The sequence below is a fragment of the Kribbella sp. CCNWLW201 genome, assembly GCF_037203805.1.
In the GTDB taxonomy this organism is placed as follows: Bacteria; Actinomycetota; Actinomycetes; order Propionibacteriales; family Kribbellaceae; genus Kribbella.
Map to the genome: position 1 here is coordinate 128143 of NZ_JBBCBQ010000006.1, position 15889 is coordinate 144031.

The following is a 15889-nucleotide window of genomic DNA, read 5'->3' on the forward strand; positions in this document are numbered from 1 at the left end:
AGCGAGCATGCTGATAAGCGTCAGCGCCAACGCCTGACAAATCAACTCCCAATCCTGCATCGTGAGACCAGGTCTCACGATGCGGCTATGTCCACCAGCCTGGTCGAGATTGTTTCAGGGCCTTGATTCACTTCACAAGAACTCTTGTGCAAGAACTCTTGTGGGTTCTATCGTGCTGTCATGACACCCGCCAACCGCCGTCGCGCCGAGCCCTCCGTGCTGGCCGCGATCCACCATCCGCTCCGCCGCCGGATGCTCGATCTGATCCACATCGACGGCCCCGCGACCGCGTCCCGGCTGGCCAAGGCCACCGGCGAACTGGTCGGCAACATCAGCCATCACCTCAAGGTTCTGAGCGCGGCCGGGGTGATCGAGGAGGCGCCCGAGCTGGCCAAGAACCGGCGCGAACGGTGGTGGCGGGTCGCCGACGCGTCGTCGTACTCGTGGTCCATCGCGGACGCCAAGGGTGATCCGGCGGCCGAGCTGGTCGCGGCCACCGCCGAGGACGCGAACCTGGCCCATCACGTCGGCAAAGTCCGGCAGTGGTTCGAGATGAGGTACGAATTCGAGGAGCCCTGGGTCCGGGCGGCGTACGCGACCGAGAGATGGCTCACATTGACGCCGTCCCGGCTCGACGAGCTGAGTGAGCGGATCGAGGCGCTGCTCCTCGAGTACGCCGACGAGCCGTCTGAGGATGAGGACGCGCACAAGGTCTTCTTCTTCGCGCACGCGGTGCCTGCTCGGCCATGACCACGGCCGATGTGTTCCCGCCGTTGCGGCGGGACTACCGGGTGCATGGGTGGGTCATGTCGGGCGCTGTCTCGCAGGCCGGCGACATGGCCTGGTACGTCGGCCTGGCCTGGAGCGCGGCCCAGGTGACGACTCCGGCCGGAGCCGGCCTGGTGATGGGCATCGGCGCCCTGCCGAAGGCACTGGTCTTGTTGTACGGAGGCGCGCTCGCGGACCGTTTCGACGGTCGGCGCACGATGATCCTGGCGAATCTCGGCCGCATCGTCGTACTGGCCGTAGCTGCGGTTGTCCTGCTCGCTTGGGGTCTGTCGCTCGCGTTGTTGCTCACGGTCGCGGTGGTGTTCGGAGCGGTGGATGCGCTCTACACGCCGGCCGCCGGGACGCTGCCGCGGCGGATGGTTCGGTCCGAGGATCTGGTGAAGCTGTCGGCCGGAGGTCAACTCGCGCATCGGCTGGCCGTGTTCGTCGGAGCGCCGTTGGGTGGTCTGCTGGTGGCATCAGGTGGTCTGGCCACGGTCATGATCGTCGACGCGGTCTCGTATGCCGTGATCGCGCTGGCGCTCGCGTTCTTGGTGAAGCCACGGCTGCCGCAGCCGGTGTCTACGGCGGGATCGATCCGCGCTGATCTCCGGGCGGGCTTCGCCTATCTGCGCCGGGACACGCGGGCGCGCACGTTGGTGATCGCCTTCTCGGGGCTGAATCTGTGCGTGGGTCCGGTGCTCGCGGTCGGCTTGGTCCAGCGCACCCATGCCGCCGGTTGGGGGCCGAGCGCGCTCGGCTGGTTCGAGGCCTGCTCAGGACTGTTCGCGGCGGCCGGCGCTCTGGTGGCGATGCGGTGGAAGCCCGCCAACCTGGCTCGCACCGGCCTGCTTGCTCTGATCGTCCAGGCGGCCGGTTGTGTGCTGATCGGGCTGATGCCGCAACTGGGCATGTTCGTGGCGATGGCGATGATCGGTGCGACCGCCGGGATCGCGTCGGCACAGTTGTCCGCCGCCTTCCAGCAGTCCGTCGACCCGTCGTACCTGGGTCGCAGTTACAGCATCGTCAACCTCTCCGACGAGGCCGCCATGCCGGTCGCCATGACCGCCTTCGGTGCCTTCATCAGCCTGACCAGCATCCCGCTCGCCTGCGCGGTGATGGGTACGGCGTTCGCCGCGCTGATGATCTGGTCCGTCATCCGCGTCAGCGACTGAGGTCTGTACTCCGCCGTGTCCGGTGCGCTACCTTGCGTTCCAATCATTAGGAAACCTTCCTAACGATTGGTCGGAGGGAGTCAATCGTGAGGTCGTTGCGTCGCGTCGTCTCGATCGTCCTGGCCGCGGGACTGGTGCTGGCTCCGGCGAGCACGGTCAGCGCGGCACCAAGCGGTGTGGTGCGGGTGAACCAGCTCGGGTACGGCGCTTTGGACGGCAAGGCGGCGTACCTGATGACTCAAGGCGCGGCCGCGGGTGCCGCGTTCACGGTGTTGGATCGTCACGGCCACCGGGTGCTGACCGGGAAGGTCGGGCGGGACGCGGGGGAGTGGAACGCGAAGTACCAGCATGTGTATGAGCTCGATCTGTCGGCATTGAGGCGGCCTGGGAGCTATCGGGTCGAGGTGCCTGGGGTCGGGTCGTCGCCGGCGTTCGAGATCAAGGCCGTCGGGGAGCGGTTGCTGTCAGGGGCGAAGGACAAGGCGGTCACGTTTTTCACCGAGCAGCGCGACGGGGCGAACGTCGTGCCCGGATCGCTGGAGCGGCGTCCATCGCACCTGACCGATCGGGCCGCGGATGTCTACGACTGGCCGGTCTTCGCCGGGCCGGACACGGATCAGACCGTGGGAGAGTTGCGCCGGATCGGTGGTCCGGTGGATGTCGAGGGCGGTTGGTACGACGCGGGCGACTACCTGAAGTTCACCCACATCGCGGCGTACTCGGAGTCGTTGCTATGGGCATCGGCTCGAGACGCGCGGGTGCCGGACCGGCAACTGCTGGACGAGGCACGACACGGGCTCGATTGGCTGGACAAGATGTGGGACGAGCGGACCAAGACGCTCTACATCCAGGTCGGGATCGGGACCGGCAACGCCGAGCAGACGTTCGTCGGCGACCACGACATCTGGCGGCTGCCCGAGGTGGACGATCAGCTGACCGATCCGTCCGAGCGGTTCCTGCGCAACCGGCCGGTGTTCCGGGCCGCGGCGCCTGGTCAGCCGCTCAGCCCGAACCTGGCCGGTCGTACGGCGGCGGCGTTCGCGCTCGCCGCCCAGGTCGAGGCTCGGACGAATCCGGTGAAGGCACGCCGGCACCTCGAGACCGCCGCACAGATCTTCGGCCAGGCTCAGACGACCGGGGTCGGGCAGTTGGTGACCTCACTGCCGTTCGCTTTCTACCCGGAATCGGCCTGGCGCGACGACCTCGAACTGGGTGCAACCGAGCTGGCTCTCGCCGCGCAACGCCTGCGCGACCCTCGCGCACACACCTGGCTGAAGCAGGCCGGCCACTGGGCTTCGGAGTACCTCGAGCATGAGGCCGGCGGCGATACGCTCAACCTGTACGACGTGAGCGCGCTGGCTCATGCGGACCTGATCCGGGCTGCTCACGCGGATCGCCACTTGGTCGGCAACCTGACGAGTGATCTGCGGGCGCAACTGCAGATCGGTGTCGACCGGGCGTCGGCGGATCCGTTCCGGGCCGGAGCACAGTACGACAACTTCGACGCCGTACCGCATGCCTTCGGACTGGCCGCGACCGCTCACCTCTACCGGAAGGCGACAGGAGACCGGCGGTACGACGACTTCGGCGCTCAGCAACTGGACTGGACGTTCGGCGCGAACCCGTGGGGCGTGTCGTTCATGGTCGGCGTCGGGCAGAACGCCGAGCGGTGCCCACACCACCAGATCGCCAACATCCTCGGCCGTGAGCTGACCGGAGCGGTCGTGAACGGCCCGAACTCGGAGGACCTGTTCGCGGACGGTCTCGGCGGCCACCTCGACGGCATGAACCCGTGCCCAGCAGACGGCGTCGACCGGTACGACGAGTTCACCGGCCACGGCTCCCGCTACGTCGACGACGTCCGCTCCTGGCAAGCCTCCGAACCAGCCGACGACTTCGCCGCCATCGCCGTCTACGCCTTGACCCGCTGAGATTGGTGCAGTTCGACAGGAGGTGTCCGGCGATCGAGTCGGATGCCTGGTGGGCTCAGGCGGGGAGTGGTCGGAAGTGGGCGTATATGTCCTGTCGATTTGCACCTCACCGAACGGCATGCTCCGGGCCAGGTCAGTGAGGGAGCTGCGACCCCAGGGTTCCTTCATGCGGCGCTAGACTCCCGCCGCGTGATGAGAACCACGGCGGCGGCGATCGCTGCGCAGGTGCGGAGTGGTGAGAGGACTGCGGTCGAGGTCGTCGAGGAGGCGCTCGACGCGGCTGCGCGGCTCGATCCGGTTCTGCACTTCGTCGACGAGTTGGATCCGGCTGGAGCTCGTGCGGCTGCGCGGCGGTTGGAGGCGACTGGGCCGTTGGCCGGGGTTCCGTTTCTGGTGAAGGCGCGGACGCCGGCGGACTCGCCGATCATCGGTCGGCTGGTCGCGGCGGGAGCGATTCCGATCGGTACGTCGACCCGCGCCCGGCCGGGGGCGGTGTCGCAGACGTTCGGGTGGAACGGGCGTGAGTACACGCGGAGCCCGTGGGATCTGTCGCGGTCGCCGGGTGGGTCGACGGCTGGTGGTGCCGCGGCTGTCGCGGCCGGCGTCGTACCCCTGGCGACGGGTGGCGACAGCGGAGGTTCGCTGCGCATCCCGGCGTCATTCTGTGGCGTGGTCGGTTTCAAGGGCACCTACGGCCGCATTCCGCGCGCGGTCGGGCGGACGTTGGGTGGGCTGACGACGGCCGGACTGATCGGCGCCGTCCTCGACGACGTCGTACTCGCGACGAGTATCGCCAGCGGTCCGCACCGGCTGGACCCGACTGCGTTGCCTCGTTGGCCGGTGCCGGATATCGCCGCCGACCGGCCGTGGCGGGTGGCGTATCGGTCGACGCTCGGCCGGCCCGAGGCTGACCCGGCGGTCGATGTGCTGATTCGCAAGCGGTTGACCGACTGTGACGTCACGGTGGTCGACGCGCCGCTCGAGCTGATCGCACCCGACGAGGCGTGGCAGACGCTGTCGGGACTGGACGCGGGCCGTGGTGCCGAGGCGGCTGCGGCCAACCGGGCCCGTGAGATCCGCGACCACAACAACACCGCGCTCGCCGACCTGTTCGAGCTCGTCGACGTTCTCATCACGCCGACGACCCTGACTGTTGCCCACGGCTACGACCAGCACGAGTCGAGCATCGTCACCGGCGATCCGTGCTGGGGGTTCAACGTGACTGGCCATCCCGCGGTGAGCGTCCCGGTGGGTTTGGTGGACGGACTCCCGGTCGGTGCCCAGGTGGTTGCCCCGCACGGGTCTGACGACCTTGCGCTTGCGGTAGCGAACCGTCTCCAGGCCGAGCTCCCTCCGCCTCCGATTCACGCCTGACCGTCGGCGGCGGGAGGCCACGGATAACAGTGCTGGCAACGTCGATGGCGGAGGCGCGGGTCATGTTCGGCGTGGTCTCGCCGCGGGCGGCCGGACTGCGAAGCTCCGGCGGATTGGTGAAGTCGTAGACGGCGGCAACGACTTCCGGCGTGTAGACATCCGGCCGCTTCGGTGCGAACCCCCGACGTTCAGGCTTGCGCCGCACGACGTACGACGCCTCTGCCTTGAGGAACTTGACGACTTGCTGAGCCCGGAGGACACGAGCCGTGCGGAGAACGCGGAGCTCGTTCGACAGGGACGCCTTGTCACGCCAGCTGACGTCATGGAGGAGGCGGGCGAGACGGTAGGCAGGGTTGGTCTCGCCGCCGGGAATGGTGCGGGAACCTCCGTGCGTGTAGAACTCGCTGTACAGGCCGGGGAGGTCCTCGAGTTTCACCTCCTCCTTCCACCGCCGGTACTCCGCGGTGGGGAGTTCGCCACTGGCCCACGACTTGCCCATCAGCTCATGTGAGGCCCGGTTGAGCGGGCGGTGGCTGACGTAGTGGAACCGGGGTTCCTCGCCGCCACGGCGACGCTCGTACTCCTCGATGATCTGCGGCCACTCGTCGGCCGAGATCACCCGCGCCAGCCGTGACGCGAACGACGTCCGGGCCCGCAGTTCGTGCGCAGACGTCACCGGGTCGTCCGTCCGGCCGGTCATCGTCTCGAGCTTCGGCATCATGAACGTGCCGCCGCCGGGAGCCATCCGCTCCCAGTACGTGACCTTCATCGACGGCCGATCCGGCCCGCGGCTCAGCTTGTTGAGCAACTGCAAGGCCTTGATCGTCGCCTTGTAGATCGGCACCCGCCGCCGCATGATGCGGGTTTCCCACTCGATCCGGGCAGCGCTGGTGAGCCACTCCGGTCCGCTCAGCGCCTCCGCCTCACGTCGGTTCATTGCTGAGCAGTCGAGGGGTGCTCGGCGCCCCAGCTTTTGATCAGGTGTTCGAGGTCCTTGTGGATGAAGGCGAAGAAGTCGGCGGCTTCGGTGAGGCGGCGGCCGACGGTGGTGTCGGCGCCGAAGAGGTCGACGCCGGAGCGGCTGGTGGACTCCCACTCGGCGAGGGCGCTGTTGCGGCGCTCGAGCAGGGCGGCGAACACGTCGTCCCGGATCCGGTAGTGGTCCTTGCGCGAACCCGGGATCCGCTCCCGCGTGATGAAGCCGACCTGTAGCAGCTGGCGTACGGCGCCGGACACCGCCGGCTGGCTGATCTGCAAGGACTCGGCCAGCTCGGCGGACGTCAAAGTGCCGGTCGGGCTGACCAGCATCCGCCCGATCACCCGGGCGGACATGGTCGGTACGCCGCTGTTCGCCAGCACGCCGGCGAAGCGCTCGACGAACTGACTGATCTCTTCCGGAGTCGGGTCAGGGTGCGGCATGGCCGCACCCTACCGCAACTATCACAACTTTCTGATAGTTCGAGCCCGTCAGCTGAGCTCGAGACCCGGGTACAGCGGGTGCTTGTCGAGCATCTCGGCCGAGGCGGCCTTGGTCTTGTCCGCGACGCCGTCGGCGAGCACGTACTTCGCCTTCGACGGCGCACCGGCCGACGTCGTGGTCGGCGTGGTCGAGGACAGGACGTCGACGATCAGCTCGGCGACCCGGTCGAACTCGTCGGCTCCGAAGCCACGCGTGGTCAGCGCCGGCGTGCCGATCCGGACACCCGACGTGTACCACGCGCCGTTCGGGTCGCGCGGCACTGCGTTCCGGTTCGTCACGATGCCCGCGTCGAGCAACGCCGATTCGGCCTGCCGCCCGGTGATCCCGTACGACGACACATCGAGCAGCACCAGGTGGTTCTCAGTACCGTCGGTCACCAGTTTGACGCCACGCTTCATCAGGCCCTCGGCCAGCGTGACCGCGTTGTCCGCGACCGCCTGCGCGTAGTCCTGGAACGAAGGCTGCCGCGCCTCGGCCAGTGCGACCGCCTTCGCCGCCATCGTCTGGCTGAGCGGACCGCCGAGCACCATCGGGCAACCACGGTCGACCGCATCGGCGTACTCGGGCTGGCACAGCACCATGCCGCCGCGCGGACCGCGGAGCGACTTGTGCGTGGTGGTCGTGGTGACGTGCGCGTGCGGCACCGGGTCGAAGTTCCCGGTGAAGACCTTGCCCGCGACCAGGCCGGCGAAGTGGGCCATGTCGACCATCAGGGTGGCGCCGACCTCGTCCGCGATCTCCCGCATCTTCGCGAAGTCGATCTTGCGCGGGTACGCCGAGTAGCCGGCGATCAGGATCAGCGGCTTGAACTCGCGGGCGGTCGCGGCGACCTTGTCGTAGTCGAGCAGTCCGGTCTCCGGGTCGGTGCCGTAGGAGTGCTGGTTGAACATCTTGCCGGAGATGTTCGGCCGGAACCCGTGGGTCAGGTGACCGCCGGCGTCCAGCGACATGCCCAGCATCTTCTGGTCGCCGAGCGCCTTGCGGAGCTTCGTCCAGTCCTCGTCGGTCAGGTCGTTGACGTGCTTCGCACCGGCCTCGGCCAGCGCCGGCGACTCGATCCGCTGGGCCAGGATCGCCCAGAACGCGACCAGGTTCGCGTCGATGCCGGAGTGCGGCTGGACGTAGGCGTGCGGTGCGTCGAACAGGGCCTTGGCGTGGTCGGCCGCGGTCTGCTCGACGGTGTCGACGTTCTGGCAGCCGGCGTAGAAGCGGTGCCCGATGGTGCCTTCGGCGTACTTGTCGGACAGCCAGTTGCCCATCGTCAGCAAGGTGGCGGGGGAGGCGTAGTTCTCGCTCGCGATCAGCTTGAGCGAGGAACGCTGGTCGGCCAGTTCGGCCTTGATCGCGCCGGCGATGGTGGGTTCCACCGCGCCGATCACCTCGAGCGCGTTGCGGTACGCGGCCGATGCGGCGGCGGCATCGAAGGGTTGAGTCATCGTTGTCTCTCCTGCGGTTGCAGTGGGTCGAAGGCACCCAGGCGCACGGTGCCGACGTTCTTCGCTCCCCGGTGGTTCTCCACCTCAGCGCGCCAGTCGCGACTCGCTCACCCTATCGTGCGGTCGACGATCGCCGGGAACGGTGTGGTCCTCGGGAGTGTGCCGAAGACACCGCCCCAATCATTCGCCAGCCGGGACGCCACGAACGCGTCCGCGACGTCCGGCGTGGAGTAGCGGACGAGCAGCGACGCCTGCAGGCACAGGGCCATCCGGGCCGCCAGCCGCCGAGCTCCCGACTCCGCGCCTTCCAGGTCAGCAAGCGCTTGCAGTACGTCGTTCACCGCCGAGTCGAGGCGTTCGTCGGCCCCGCGTGCCGCACCAACCTCCAGCAGCCACGCCTCCAGCGACTCCGGCCGCCGCAGCGCCCGCAGTACGTCAAGTGCGTTGACGTTGCCGGATCCTTCCCAGATCGAGTTCAACGGCGACTCCCGGAACAGCAAAGGCATGCCGGATTCCTCGACGAACCCGTTTCCACCCAGGCACTCGAGCGCCTCGGCCACCATGAACGGCGTCCGCTTGCACACCCAGAACTTCGCCAAAGGCAGCCCGATCCGCCGGAATGCCGCAGCCTGGTCGTCACCTTGTATTGACGCGTCGACGGCGGCAGCCAGTCGCATCCCGAGCGCGGTCGCCGCCTCGCTCTCCAACGCCAGGTCGGCGAGGACGTTCTGCATCGCCGGCTTGTCCCGCAGCAGCCCACCGAAAGCACTGCGGTGCGACGTGTGCCAGATGGCCTCGACCAGCGCCCGGCGCTGCAGGGCGGCCGAGCCGAGAACGCAGTCGAGTCGGGTGGCGGCGACCATCTCGATGATGGTGCGGACACCGGCGCCCTCGTCGCCGAGGCGATACCCGACGGTGCCGTGGAACTCGACCTCGCTGGACGCGTTCGACCGGTTCCCGAGCTTGTCCTTCAGCCGCTGCAGGGCAAACGCGTTCCGGTTGCCATCGGCAAGAACCCGCGGTACGACGAAACAGCTGAGCCCCTCCGGAGCCTGCGCCAGCACCAGGAACACGTCGACCTGCGGCGCCGAGCAGAACCACTTGTGCCCGTTCAGCTGGTATTCGCCGTCGCTCCCGGTCGGCGTCGCGGTAGTCAGGTTCGCCCGTACGTCGGACCCACCCTGCTTCTCGGTCATCCCCATCCCGGCGAGTACGCCGGTCTTCTCGGCCGCGGGCAGCCGGCGGACGTCGTACCGGGTGGAAGCGAGTTGCGGGATCCACTCCTTGGCGAGCCGCTCGTCGGCCCTGAGTGCGGGCACGGCGGCGTACGTCATCGAGATCGGGCAGCCGTGACCCGGCTCGACCTGGGACCACAGGTAGAAGCCGGCCGCGCGGGTCAGGTGCGGCGACGGGCTGTCGCTGGTCCACGGCGCCGCCTGGAGGCCGAAGCCGACGGCCTGCTCCATCAGCCAGTGCCATGACGGGTGGAAGTCGACCTCGTCGACGCGGTGCCCGTAGCGGTCGTGGGTGCGCAGGACGGGTGGGTTCTGGTTCGCCGGGAGCGCCTGGGTGAGGGCCTCCTCCGACCCGGCCAGCGCACCGATCCGGTGCAGACCGGGATCGTCCGCGAGGTCGGCGTACGGACGCAGAGCGTCACCGAGTGCCGTGTCCCGGGTGAAGAAGTTCACCCCCCGCAGTGGGGGAGCCTGGTTCGTTACCGCGAAAGGGTCCGCCATGTCAGTACGGTAAGCGGTATGGCACGTTCTGGGGCAGGACCCACTGGTGGGAGCTCCCTCTCATTGGCATGGGTCCGCAAGATCCCCGCGACGACCTGGAAGCTGCTCAGCCAGACCGTCGGGGTCTGCCTGCGCTACCGAGTCACCGGACTGGCGGCGGAGGGGGCGTTCTTCGCCATCCTGTCGCTGCCGCCGCTGATCTTCGGTCTGGCCGGCAGCCTCGGGTACATCGCGAGCCGGTACTTCGAGGTCGAGACGATCGACGAGATCAAGCAGCAGATCGCCGACCTGGCAGCCCAGGCGCTGACCGTCGACTCGGTTCAGAGTGTCATCGTGCCGACCCTGGACCAGGTCCTCAGCGGCGGCCGGCCGGATGTCATCTCGATCGGTTTCGTGCTGGCGCTGTGGTCCGGCAGCCGCGCGCTGAACGTCTTCGTCGACACCATCACGATCATGTACGGGATGGGCGGCAAGCGCGGCATCGTGCGGACCCGGGCGCTGTCGTTCTCCCTGTACTGCGCCGCCCTCGTGATCGGCGTGATCGTGCTTCCGCTGGTGCTGGCCGGACCGGACGCGGTGGACGCCTTGCTGCCGCAGCGGGTGGACTTCCTGAACCAGCTGTACTGGCCTGTCGTCACGATCCTGTCGGCGGGCTTCTTGAACACCCTCTACCACTTGTCGGTGCCGGTGCGGACGCCATGGGTGTCCGACCTGCCGGGCTCGTTCCTGGCGTTGTCGATCTGGATCCTGGGCAGCTTCGTCCTGCGCTGGATCCTGCAGAGCACGGTCGGCGGTACGTCGATCTACGGTCCGCTGGCGGCGCCGATCGCCGTACTGCTGTGGCTCTACATGACCGCGATCGCGGTGCTCATCGGTGCGGCGCTGAACGCGGTGGTGGACCGGCTGTGGCCGCACAAGTCGCGGACCGAGGCTGCCTCGGCGGAAGCGCAGGCTGGCAAGGACGCGGAGGACGAGGTGGAGCCGGTGATGAAGGCCGAGCCGGAGCCGCACCACCACGACCACCCGCTGACGCCGGTCGAGCCGCCGGAGCCCGTCGTACCGGCCGATGGCGCGAAGCCGGCCGACGGCGCGAAGCCGGCCGCGGATGCGGCCCCTCGGCCCGACGGTGAGGTGCCCAGGTCCGAAGGTGCTGCGCCGCGGCCCGCGGGTGATGCGCCGAGGGCGGAGCGCAAGCCGGAGCCGGTGGGAAAATCCGGTGCGCAAAGTGAATCCGACGACCTACGCTGACGACATCAGCCGGTTCTCGATCAGGACCGCAGGACTTCGAAGGGAGGCGCCCGCCATGACCTTGGCTCAGGCCCGTTGGGCCGACGCTTCCCGCACTGTCCGTCCGCTGAGCTGATCTCGCGGCCGGACCCTCCGAAAGGTTCGCCGCATGTCAGCCACACTCCAGGCCCTGGGACTCGACAGCTCCACGGCCGACTTCTTCGCATCCGTGCCGGACGAGCTCGTACCGGGGCGGGTCGCCCGGGTCGACAAGGGCCTGGCGACGGTTCTCACCGAGGACGGTCCGGTCCGCGCGACCTGGTCCGGTGCACTCCTCGCCGCAATGGCCAGTGATGCCCATGCCGGCCCATGTACAGGGGACTGGGCCGTCCTGCGCTACTGGCCGGACGACCGGATCACGCTCGAATCCCTGGCCCCACGCCGTACGGCGATCGTGCGGGCCGAAGTCAGCGGTACGTCGAAGGGCCAGGTGCTGGCCGCCAACGTCGATGTGATCGCGATCGTGGTCGGGCTGCATCCGGAGCCGAACATCGGCCGGATCGAACGCTTCCTCGCGTTGGCGTGGGAGAGCGGTGCCCGGCCGGTCGTCGTACTGACCAAGTCGGACCTCGTCGGCGATGCGGAGTCCGTTGCTGAGGACGTAGCGCAGGCGGCGCCGGGTGCCGACGTACTCGTGTGCAGTGCGACGACTGGTGAAGGTCTCGAGAGTGTGCAGGCGTTGCTGGCCGGGGACTCGACTGTCGCGCTGCTCGGGTCGAGCGGTGCGGGCAAGTCGTCGCTGGTGAACGCACTGGCCGGTGTGGAGCTGCTGGACGTGCAGGAGATCCGTGACGACGGCAAGGGCCGGCACACGTCCGTGCGGCGTGAGCTGATCGTGCTGCCGAGTGGTGGGGTCGTCATCGACACCCCAGGGCTGCGGGGAATCGGGCTGCAGGAGTCGGGCGAAGGGCTCGCGGCTGCGTTCCCGGACATCACTGCTCTTGCTGAGCAGTGCAAGTTCAAGGACTGTGCACACGTCACAGAGCCCGGCTGCGCGGTGCAAGCTGCGCTGGAGGATGGCAGCCTGCCGTACCGGCGCTACGACAGCTGGGTGAAGCTTCAGCGCGAAGCAGCCTTCATGGCCCGCCGGTCCGACGCCCGCCTCCGCGCCGAAGCCAAGAAGGAGTGGGCTCGCGCCAGCAAGTCCTACCGCCGGGACATCAAACCCCGCCAGTAATCCCTGGTTTCTTCCGGGATGAAAGGATCGGGGTATGGATCGAGCTGTGCTGGTGACGGGAGCTTCTCGGGGGATCGGCGCGGCGACGGCGCGTGCGTTCGCGGCGGCGGGGGATCGGGTGGCTGTGCATTACAGTGCGTCCGCCGAGGCCGCGGCGATGGTGCTGAAGGAGTTGCCCGGCTCGGGGCACGTGCTAGCGCAGGCCGATCTTGCCGATCCGGCGGCGATTCAGACGATGGTCGACGATGCCGCGGCGGCTCTTGGCGGCATCGACGTACTCGTGAACAACGCCGGTGTGTACCACCCGCATCGGATCCGTGAGGCGACGTATGCCGAATGGCAGCAGGCGTGGGCGGACACGCTCGCGGTGAACCTGGTCGGCCCGTCGAACGTCGCGTGGTGCGCGGTCCGGCACATGGGCCGCGGCGGGCGAATCGTGAACGTGTCGTCGCGTGGGGCATTCCGGGGTGAGCCGAACCAGCCCGCGTACGGCGCTTCGAAGGCCGGCATCGTGTCGTTCACACAATCACTTGCCCGTGCCCTCGGGCCGGAGGGGATCGCGGTGACGGCCATCGCTCCCGGTTGGACCACCACCGACATGGCATCGGTCCACCTCGTCGGCGACGGCTACGACCGGCGGCGGCTGGAGAGCCCGTTGGAACGCGTCGCCGACCCGTCGGAGGTTGCGGCCGCGATCCTCTACCTCGCCTCAGCCGAGGCCGAGTTCGCCACCGGCACCATCCTCGACTTCAACGGCGGCTCCCACCTCCGGATGTAATCAGCCGCCGCTGTCGCCACCTCCGCCGCCGTCACCCCAACCACCGTCGACACCGCCGACGTCGTACCCGACACCGTGGGTGCCGCTGTCGCCCCAGCCTCCAGGGACGCCGCTCTGGCTCTGGAAGCTGGCGGTTACGATGTAGCTCGCGCCCGCACCCGCCGCGAAGTACCCCAGGCCGTACGGCGTGACCGCTGCGCCGGCCTCCCAGTACGGCACTCGCCGACCGTGGAACGGGACGAGCCTGACCTCAGGATCGTCGCCGGCCCGGATCCGCGCCGCATCCTGCGCACAGGCCGGGACCGTCCGGGTTCCCACCTTCGGCTGAGTCCAGACCACATCCGTGGTCGACGGACCGTGCTGCGGGTTGAAGAAGCACGGCACTCGGCGCTCTGGCACTGGCTCACCCCGCACCCGCGCCTGCACGCAGACGATCGCGTACCGCCCGGTGGCCAGCGTGTCAGTCACCGCACTGATGTCCGCGGGCTTCCGGATGGCTTTCACCGTCCGCTGCGCTGACTCGTAGGCGTCAAGCGCGACCTGATAGTCCGCCCGCGCGTCGGCGCCGAGCGTCTGCCCGGTCACCTGAGTATCCAGCCGCCCGAGTTCCTCCCCGAGCAGCGTCACATCCTCGTCGGCGAGTTTGCGGATCTGCTCCAACTCCTCCGCATCACCGTGCCGCGCGGCTCGTCGGTCCCACACATACCGACCCGCGAGCACTACCCCTCCGCCCCCTAGTGCAGCCAGTAACCACCACATCCATCGACGGTACCGCCGCAACCCGCCCCGGTCAGCAGTTGGCATAGACCGGCCACGCGCCTGCTCCGAAAACCGGTCGGCGGCGGGGCGGTCGGCTTGCTAGGGTCGCGGCCGTGCATCGGATCATCTGCCCGCCGGCCGCCGCTTAGCGGACGGCCGACCTTCTCACGCCCAGGCTCTGACCCAGGCTTCTTCGGGCTGTTCGCAGACGCCTCCAACTCATCTTGCGAACACCCTGGAGTGTCTGATGCACCACCGTCTCGCGCCCTCGACGGCGCGCGGTCTCCTGTACGTCGCCCTGGCCGGAATAGCCTGGGGAACCGGCGGCCCCACCGGCGCCCTCCTCTTTCAGTTCAGCGGATTGAACTCGACCGCAGTCTCGTTCTGGCGCCTTCTCGGCGGCGCCGTCTGGCTGGCGATCGCCTGCCGCGTCCTTGGCCGCGGTCCGATCATCCAGCAGTTCGCCGCCGCGCCGATGCGCTACCTCCTGAGCGGCCTCGGTTTGGCCGTCTGCCAACTCGGCTACTTCGCCGCGATCCCACGAGTCGGAGTAGCCGTCGCCACAGTCATCTCACTCGGCGCAGGGCCCCTCTTCATTGCCTTGGGTGCCCGTGAGCGCATCACGAGCACCCTGCTCATCGCCGTACTGGGGCTGGCGCTTCTGGTCTCGGGCGGCGGTGCCGGCGATGTATCGATCTCGGGCATAGCGTTCTCGGTTCTGTCAGCCGCCGGGTATGCCCTGACGACTCTGCTCAACCGTGATCAGCAAGATCCGATCACCAGCGCCTTCCTGGGCTTCGCTGCGGGTGCCGTGATCCTGTTGCCCTTGGCAATGATCGGAGGCCTCACGCCGGCACCGGTCAGCTGGCCGCTCCTCGCGTACTTCGGCTTGGTTCCGACCGCCCTCGCCTACGCGCTCTTCTACACCGGCCTGCGCGCGGTCCGGGCTTCCACCGCAGCCGTCATCGCCCTTATCGAACCCCTCCTGGCCGCGGCAATCGGCGTACTCGCGTTCCACGAGCACCTCACCGGACTCAGCCTTGCGGGTGCAGCCGTACTGCTGGCTGCGGTGGTACTTCAGGCGATGCGGGAATAACGGGCGCGGTCCAGCTGGTGAGGAGTTGGAGGGCCTCGGCAGTGGGGGAGCCGGGCTCGACGTTGTAGACGCAGAGGGTCTGGTCGGCGTCGCCCGGCACCTGGAAGGACTCGTAGGCGAACTCGAGGTCACCGGCGACGGGGTGGTGGTAGCTCTTCGAACCGTGCGTCCGGCGCAGGACGCGGTGGTCGTTCCACCAGCCGGTGAACTCGGGGCATCGCAGGGTGAGCTCGCCGACCAGATCGGCGAGCTGGCGGTCGTGCGGCGAGTGGCCGGCCTCGAGTCGCAGTACGGCGACTGTCTCGGCGGCGATGCGCTCCCAGTCACCGACGCGCTCGCGAGCAGAGGGATCGAGCAGGTAGTACCGAGCGAGGTTGCGCTGGGTGGCAGGCAGGGCCTCGAAGTCCGTCAGCACCTCACGGGCAAGCCGGTTGGTCGCGAGCACGTCGGTACGGCGGCCGAGGATGAACGCGGGGACATGGTCGAGTGTCTGCAACATCAAGTAGAGACCTGGACGGACCCGCTGCGGACTGGCCGGAGTACGACGTGCAGGCGTTGGCCTGGCGAGCAGATCGGTGAGGTGCTCGCGTTCGGCGGTGTCGAGCTGGAGGGCGCGAGCGAGGGCCTCGATCACCTCGGGCGACGGGTTGCCGGCGCGGCCTTGCTCCAGACGGGTGTAGTACTCGGTGCTGACTCCCGCCAGCCGGGCCACCTCGTCACGCCGCAGGCCCGGCACGCGTCGAGGGCGCCCGTCCTCCGGTAGCCCGGCGCGGTCAGGCGAGATGGCTGCGCGGCGAGAGCGCAGGAAGTCGGCAATCTCGGTACTGCGTTCCATCTCCCCAGTGTGATCGAGTCTGGGGCCGCAGACCCGCGGCTGGGTGGCCCTGCCAGT

The 15889-nt window shown here is 68.6% G+C and carries 13 protein-coding genes and 1 riboswitch; of the genes, 8 read left to right on the forward strand and 5 right to left on the reverse strand.

The genetic code is table 11. From position 1 onward, the window contains the following. Positions 1-180: 180 nt before the first annotated feature. The 4 genes from V9K99_RS24700 to V9K99_RS24715 all read left to right on the forward strand — a co-directional run bounded on the left by V9K99_RS24700 (position 181) and on the right by V9K99_RS24715 (position 5248). Positions 181-750, forward strand: a complete 570-nt coding sequence (locus V9K99_RS24700) for an ArsR/SmtB family transcription factor (protein WP_337004266.1) — start codon at positions 181-183, stop codon at positions 748-750. Continuing rightward, complete coding sequence (locus V9K99_RS24705; protein WP_337004268.1) at positions 747-1943, forward strand: MFS transporter; 1197 nt, start codon at positions 747-749, stop codon at positions 1941-1943. The genes V9K99_RS24700 and V9K99_RS24705 overlap by 4 nt, the downstream gene beginning before the upstream one ends. An 86-nt stretch (positions 1944-2029) precedes the next feature. Next, on the forward strand, positions 2030-3874 hold the full coding sequence (locus V9K99_RS24710) for a glycoside hydrolase family 9 protein (RefSeq protein ID WP_337004270.1): 1845 nt from the start codon (positions 2030-2032) through the stop codon (positions 3872-3874). A gap of 192 nt (positions 3875-4066) precedes the next feature. Then, entirely contained in the window at positions 4067-5248 is a 1182-nt protein-coding gene (locus V9K99_RS24715; RefSeq protein ID WP_337004912.1) for an amidase, read from the forward strand. Between the two features lie 933 nt (positions 5249-6181). Here V9K99_RS24715 and V9K99_RS24720 read toward each other — a convergent pair. From V9K99_RS24720 to V9K99_RS24730, 3 genes are all read right to left on the reverse strand, one after another. After that, positions 6182-6667, reverse strand: a complete 486-nt coding sequence (locus tag V9K99_RS24720) for a GbsR/MarR family transcriptional regulator (RefSeq protein ID WP_337004272.1) — start codon at positions 6665-6667, stop codon at positions 6182-6184. Positions 6668-6715: 48 nt separating this feature from the next. Beyond that, positions 6716-8164, reverse strand: coding sequence for a glycine hydroxymethyltransferase (locus tag V9K99_RS24725; protein ID WP_337004274.1), 1449 nt, complete (start codon positions 8162-8164; stop codon positions 6716-6718). A gap of 28 nt (positions 8165-8192) precedes the next feature. After that, positions 8193-8274: riboswitch (ZMP/ZTP riboswitch) on the reverse strand. Beyond that, the gene (locus V9K99_RS24730; protein ID WP_337004276.1) at positions 8272-9900 is read right to left on the reverse strand and encodes an acyl-CoA dehydrogenase family protein; all 1629 of its coding nucleotides are present in this window, start codon (positions 9898-9900) and stop codon (positions 8272-8274) included. (Overlaps the previous riboswitch by 3 nt.) 18 nt (positions 9901-9918) lie before the next feature. Here V9K99_RS24730 and V9K99_RS24735 point away from each other — a divergent pair, with 18 nt between their 5' ends. The 3 genes from V9K99_RS24735 to V9K99_RS24745 all read left to right on the forward strand — a co-directional run bounded on the left by V9K99_RS24735 (position 9919) and on the right by V9K99_RS24745 (position 13142). Continuing rightward, on the forward strand, positions 9919-11148 hold the full coding sequence (locus tag V9K99_RS24735) for a YihY/virulence factor BrkB family protein (protein WP_337004277.1): 1230 nt from the start codon (positions 9919-9921) through the stop codon (positions 11146-11148). A 148-nt stretch (positions 11149-11296) separates the two neighbouring features. Beyond that, positions 11297-12364: a ribosome small subunit-dependent GTPase A gene (gene rsgA, locus V9K99_RS24740; RefSeq protein ID WP_337004279.1), complete on the forward strand. Its 1068-nt coding sequence runs from the start codon at positions 11297-11299 to the stop codon at positions 12362-12364. Between the two features lie 34 nt (positions 12365-12398). Further along, positions 12399-13142 (forward strand): SDR family NAD(P)-dependent oxidoreductase, encoded by a 744-nt coding sequence (locus V9K99_RS24745; RefSeq protein ID WP_337004281.1) that lies wholly within the window; start codon positions 12399-12401, stop codon positions 13140-13142. On the opposite strand, the gene V9K99_RS24750 is transcribed toward V9K99_RS24745, so the two are convergent. Then, positions 13143-13862, reverse strand: coding sequence for a hypothetical protein (locus tag V9K99_RS24750; protein WP_337004283.1), 720 nt, complete (start codon positions 13860-13862; stop codon positions 13143-13145). A 286-nt stretch (positions 13863-14148) separates the two neighbouring features. On the opposite strand from V9K99_RS24750, the gene V9K99_RS24755 reads away from it, so the two are divergent. Then, positions 14149-14997 (forward strand): EamA family transporter, encoded by an 849-nt coding sequence (locus V9K99_RS24755; RefSeq protein ID WP_337004285.1) that lies wholly within the window; start codon positions 14149-14151, stop codon positions 14995-14997. On the opposite strand, the gene V9K99_RS24760 is transcribed toward V9K99_RS24755, so the two are convergent. Then, positions 14936-15832 carry a helix-turn-helix transcriptional regulator gene (locus V9K99_RS24760; protein ID WP_337004287.1) on the reverse strand — a complete coding sequence of 299 codons (897 nt, stop codon included), beginning with the start codon at positions 15830-15832 and terminating at the stop codon, positions 14936-14938. The genes V9K99_RS24755 and V9K99_RS24760 overlap by 62 nt on opposite strands. Between the last annotated feature and the right edge of the window lie 57 nt (positions 15833-15889).